Below are 4234 nucleotides of genomic sequence, written 5' to 3'. Positions count from 1 at the left end.
TCGGTCCCACCCCTTCCCATCCCGAACAGGACCGTGAAACGATTTTGCGCCGATGATAGTGCTGCAACCAGTGTGAAAGTAGGTTATCGTCAGGCTAGTTATATGAAGAAGCCCACCAAGTGATCTTGGTGGGCTTTTTTGCGTTTACCCGTTCATTCGCCGGCCACCCTGCTGGCGACGTAATCGATATGGCGCTGCATCGCGTTGCGCGCATCGTCCGCTTGGCCGCTGCAGATGGCCTCGCATATTGTCCTGTGCTGTGCGAGCAATTGCGTGCCGACGTCCGCCTCCTGGGCGCGCAGACTGCTGCCGTTGAAGGTGATGTGCTCGCGCAGCATGCCGATGACGCTGGCGTGCAGGTGCAAAAACATGGAGTTGTGCGATGCCAGCGCAATCGCTTCGTGTAGCTTGGCGTCGGCGGCCGCTTCGGCTGGCTGGTCGTCGGCCTGGCGCGCCTGTTCCAGCGCCGCCAGCTGTGTGCGGATGCGTTCCCGGTCCAACTCCGTGCCGCGCTGCGCCGCGAAATAGGCGGTAGCGCCTTCCAGAACCCGCCTGAATTCCAGCACATCGTCCCGCACGGCCGGGTGGTCGGCGATCAGCTGGCCCCAGGGTGACGGCGGCCCGGTGCGCAATTGCTCCGTCACGTAGACGCCCGCGCCCTGGCGGCTGCGCAACAGCCCGCGCGCCGACAATCGCTGGATCGCCTCGCGCACCGTGTTGCGCGACACGCCATACTGTTCCGCCAGCACGCGTTCGGCCGGCAGCCTCGCGTGGGCAGGGTAGCTGCCGTCCAGCAGCGCTGTTTCAATCTGCCGCATCACGCTCTCCACGCGGCCTGCTTCCTGTCGCATCCGATATCTCCCCTGGTTTGCCGGACAGCATAGCAAAAATTGGCCCAACCAATTTGTGTGAATGCGAAATTCAGCGAATGATGGCGGCTTATACCAGCCATCGCGGAGACAAAATGCAAGCTCGCCACTATCCGGCCTCGCCGCCATCGGACATCTACCTGTTCGGCACCTGCGTGATCGACCTGTTCATGCCGCAAGCCGGCCTCGATGCGGTACGCCTGCTGGAACGCGAAGGGGTGACGGTACATTATCCGCGCGGCCAGAGCTGCTGCGGCCAGCCGGCCTACAGCAGCGGCAACCCGGAGCAGTCGCGGGACGTGGCGCGCTCTCAGATGGCGCTGTTCCCTGAGGCGTGGCCGGTGATCGTGCCGTCCGGCTCCTGCGCCGGCATGATGCGCCACCATTGGCCCGAGCTGTTCAAGGACGATGCGGCATGGGCCGCGCCGGCGCGCGAGCTGGCTGGCCGCGTGTACGAACTGAGCGAATTTCTGCTGAACGTACTGCACGCACACTACCCGCCGCAGCCGCAGGCCGATGAGGACATTGTGCTGCATACCTCGTGCGGCGCGCGGCGCGAAATGGGCACGCGCGTGCACGGCGTTGCGCTGATCGACGAACTGCCCGGCGTGCGGCGCCTGGAGCATGCGCGCGAGTCGGAATGCTGCGGCTTCGGCGGCACATTCTGCTTGAAGCATCCCGACATTTCCGGCGCCATGGTCAGCGACAAAATCGCCTCGGCGTGCGCCACCGGCGCGCGCCGCGTGGTGTCCGCCGATTGCGCGTGCCTGCTCAATATCGGCCACGCCGCCAAAGCGCAGGGCGCGCCGCTGGAGGTGGAGCACATGGCCAGCTTCCTGTGGCGCCGCGCCAATGGCCTGGCGGCCGGCGGGGAGGGGCAGCCATGATGAATGCACGCGAACGCATGCTGGGGAAGCTGCGGGCAGCGGCGCCGGCGCAGACGGCCAGCGAGGTGCCGGGCGCCGCCGCTGCGATCGATGTTCTTGACGCCAGGATCGACGCCCACTATGCCGGGCAGCGCCCCGACGCGGCGGCACGGATCGATGCGCTGGAAACCGCGCTGCGCGCATCGCGTGCCGACGTGTGGCGCGCCACCGCGGCCGAGTGGCCGGCGCTGCTGGCGTCCAAACTGGCTGCGCATGGCGTCAAGCGCCTGCTACTGGACAAGGCGGCCAGCGAAGGCGCAGCGTTGGCCGGCGCGCTGCCGGCGGACATGGAATCGCTGCCGTTCGCCGGACCGCTGGAAGCATGGAAGGGCGAGTTGTTCCGCACCGTCGACGCGGGCTTCACAGTGGCGCGGTCCGGGATCGCTGCCACCGGCACCTTGATCCTGGCGCCAGACGCCGGCACGCCGCGCACAGTATCGCTAGTGCCGCCGCTGCACATCGCGCTGGTCTATGCGGATACGCTGCACGCCACCTTGCACGACGCGGCACGCGCCGAGCACTGGGCAGGCGGCATGCCCAGCAACCTGGTGCTGGCGTCCGGCCCTTCGAAAACTTCGGATATCCAGCAAACACTGGCGTTCGGCGCGCACGGGCCGCGCTGGATGTGGGTAGTGATCGTCACCGAAAGGAACAAGCCATGAGCGGACAAACCCTGCACTTCGTTGCGCCGCAAGATTTTCACCAGCGCGCCAAGACCGCATTGGGCGATCCGAAGCTGCGCGCCAGCTTCCGTGGCGCGATGGATTTCCTACAGACCAAGCGCAGCACCCAGTTTCCCGATGCGGACGAGCTGGAGCAGCTGCGCGACCTGGGCGAAGCGATCCGCCAGCACGCGCTGGCCAATTTGCCGCAGCTGCTGGTGCAACTGGAGGAGCGCCTGACCGCAGCCGGCGTGCACGTGCACTGGGCTGAAACGGGGGAGGAGGCCAACGAGATCATCGCCCGCATCGCGCAGCAGAACGGCGCGCGCAAGATCATCAAGGGCAAGTCGATGGCCAGCGAGGAAATCGAGCTGAATCACTACCTGGGCGAACGCGGCATCGAATGCATCGAATCGGACATGGGCGAATACATTGTGCAGATGGCGGGAGAGAAGCCGTCGCACATCGTCATGCCAGCGATCCACAAGACGCGCGAGGACATCGGGACGCTGTTCGAGCAGCACATCCCCGGCACCGCATACAGCGACGATGTCGATACGCTGATCCAGACCGGGCGCCGGGCGCTGCGCACGGCCTTCGCCGAGGCGGACATCGGCCTGTCCGGCGTGAACTTCGCCGCAGCCGACACGGGCACCATCTGGCTGGTGGAAAACGAGGGCAACGGCCGCTTGTCGACCACGGTGCCGGATGTGCACATCGCCGTCATGGGCATGGAAAAAGTGGTGGCCAAGCTGGAGCACATCGTGCCGCTGGCCAGCCTGCTCACGCGTTCCGCCACCGGCCAGCCGATCACCACCTACTTCAACCTGATCTCCGGCCCGCGCCGCGACGGTGAGCTGGACGGCCCGCGCGAAATGCATCTTGTGCTGCTCGATAACGGCCGCACGCAGGCGTATGCCGACGAGCAGCTGCGCTCCACCTTGCAGTGCATCCGCTGCGGCGCATGCATGAACCATTGCCCGGTGTACGGGCGGATAGGCGGCCACGCCTACGGCACTACGTACCCCGGGCCGATTGGCAAGATCATTTCGCCCCACCTGCTCGGGCTGGAAGCGACCGCCGACCTGGCCACCGCGTCCAGCCTGTGCGGGGCTTGCGGAGAAGTCTGCCCAGTGCGGATTCCCATCCCTGCGCTGCTGGTGCGGCTGCGTACCGAAGCTAACCGCAACCCGCAGGAACAGGTGGCCCATCCGCTGAAAGGGCAAGGCGCGAAGTTCAGCCGGGGCGACCGCCTGGTATGGCGTTTCTGGAGCGGGGCGTTTTCGCATCCGTCGGTCTACAAGCTGTTCCGCTGGGCTGCCACCCGCTTCCGCGTCCTGACGCCATCCGAGCAGCTGGGCTGGACCCAGCACCGTGCGCCGCTGAAGCCGGCGCCGCGCAGCCTGGCGGATTTGATGCGGGAGAAGGGCCAGCCTGAATAAATCCTTGCAAGCCGCGCAGCGGCTTGCTATAGTTCTGTCCCCGCGCTGCTGAACATACGCAGCGCAGGAAAAAAGAGGGTTGACGAAGAAAGCGAAACACTTCATACTCTTCCTTCTTCGCTGCTGACAAACACAACGCTTTGTCAAACGCAGCAGATCTTTAAAAATTAACAGTCGATAAGTGTGGGCGTTTGATGATGGGGCCCGCAGCGCAAGCTGCGAAGCTCAAATTATTTAAACGCTCAACAAAAGAAATAAACGTGACCTCGCAAGAGGAATCGTCAGTTATTTTGAAGAGCGACCAAGTCAGCAATGACTTTAAACAGAGATTGAAC

Annotated in this window: 4 protein-coding genes; 3 read left to right on the top strand and 1 reads right to left on the bottom strand. The window is 64.8% G+C overall.

Translation table 11 applies throughout. From position 1 onward, the window contains the following. Positions 1 to 152 precede the first annotated feature (152 nt). Positions 153 to 851, bottom strand: a complete 699-nt coding sequence (locus ASC94_RS07540) for a FadR/GntR family transcriptional regulator (protein ID WP_082616343.1) — start codon at positions 849 to 851, stop codon at positions 153 to 155. Positions 852 to 964: 113 nt separating this feature from the next. On the opposite strand from ASC94_RS07540, the gene ASC94_RS07535 reads away from it, so the two are divergent. Genes ASC94_RS07535 through ASC94_RS07525 form a run of 3 tightly spaced genes read left to right on the top strand, consistent with a single transcriptional unit; the run spans position 965 to position 3899 of the window. Next, on the top strand, positions 965 to 1756 hold the full coding sequence (locus tag ASC94_RS07535; RefSeq protein ID WP_056392895.1) for a (Fe-S)-binding protein: 792 nt from the start codon (positions 965 to 967) through the stop codon (positions 1754 to 1756). Further along, a complete protein-coding gene (locus ASC94_RS07530; protein ID WP_056392893.1) occupies positions 1756 to 2457 on the top strand; it encodes a lactate utilization protein in 702 nt (233 codons plus the stop codon). Before ASC94_RS07535 ends, ASC94_RS07530 begins: the two co-directional genes overlap by 1 nt. Further along, a complete protein-coding gene (locus tag ASC94_RS07525; RefSeq protein ID WP_056392891.1) occupies positions 2454 to 3899 on the top strand; it encodes a LutB/LldF family L-lactate oxidation iron-sulfur protein in 1446 nt (481 codons plus the stop codon). The genes ASC94_RS07530 and ASC94_RS07525 overlap by 4 nt, the downstream gene beginning before the upstream one ends. The last annotated feature ends 335 nt before the right edge of the window (positions 3900 to 4234 follow it).

Origin of the sequence: Massilia sp. Root418 (assembly GCF_001425265.1) — a bacterium.
Taxonomy (GTDB): domain Bacteria; phylum Pseudomonadota; class Gammaproteobacteria; order Burkholderiales; family Burkholderiaceae_D; genus Rugamonas.
The sequence above is the reverse complement of the archived record's forward strand: the minus strand, read 5'-3'. Positions and strand labels throughout refer to the sequence as shown.

Bases quoted from the DNA above. Each gene is read 5' to 3' on its own strand.
- ASC94_RS07540 (WP_082616343.1), bottom strand. From the start codon at position 851: ATGCGACAGGAAGCAGGCCGCGTGGAGAGCGTGATGCGGCAGATTGAA.
- ASC94_RS07530 (WP_056392893.1), top strand. From the start codon at position 1,756: ATGAATGCACGCGAACGCATGCTGGGGAAGCTGCGGGCAGCGGCGCCG.
- ASC94_RS07525 (WP_056392891.1), top strand. From the start codon at position 2,454: ATGAGCGGACAAACCCTGCACTTCGTTGCGCCGCAAGATTTTCACCAG.
- ASC94_RS07535 (WP_056392895.1), top strand. From the start codon at position 965: ATGCAAGCTCGCCACTATCCGGCCTCGCCGCCATCGGACATCTACCTG.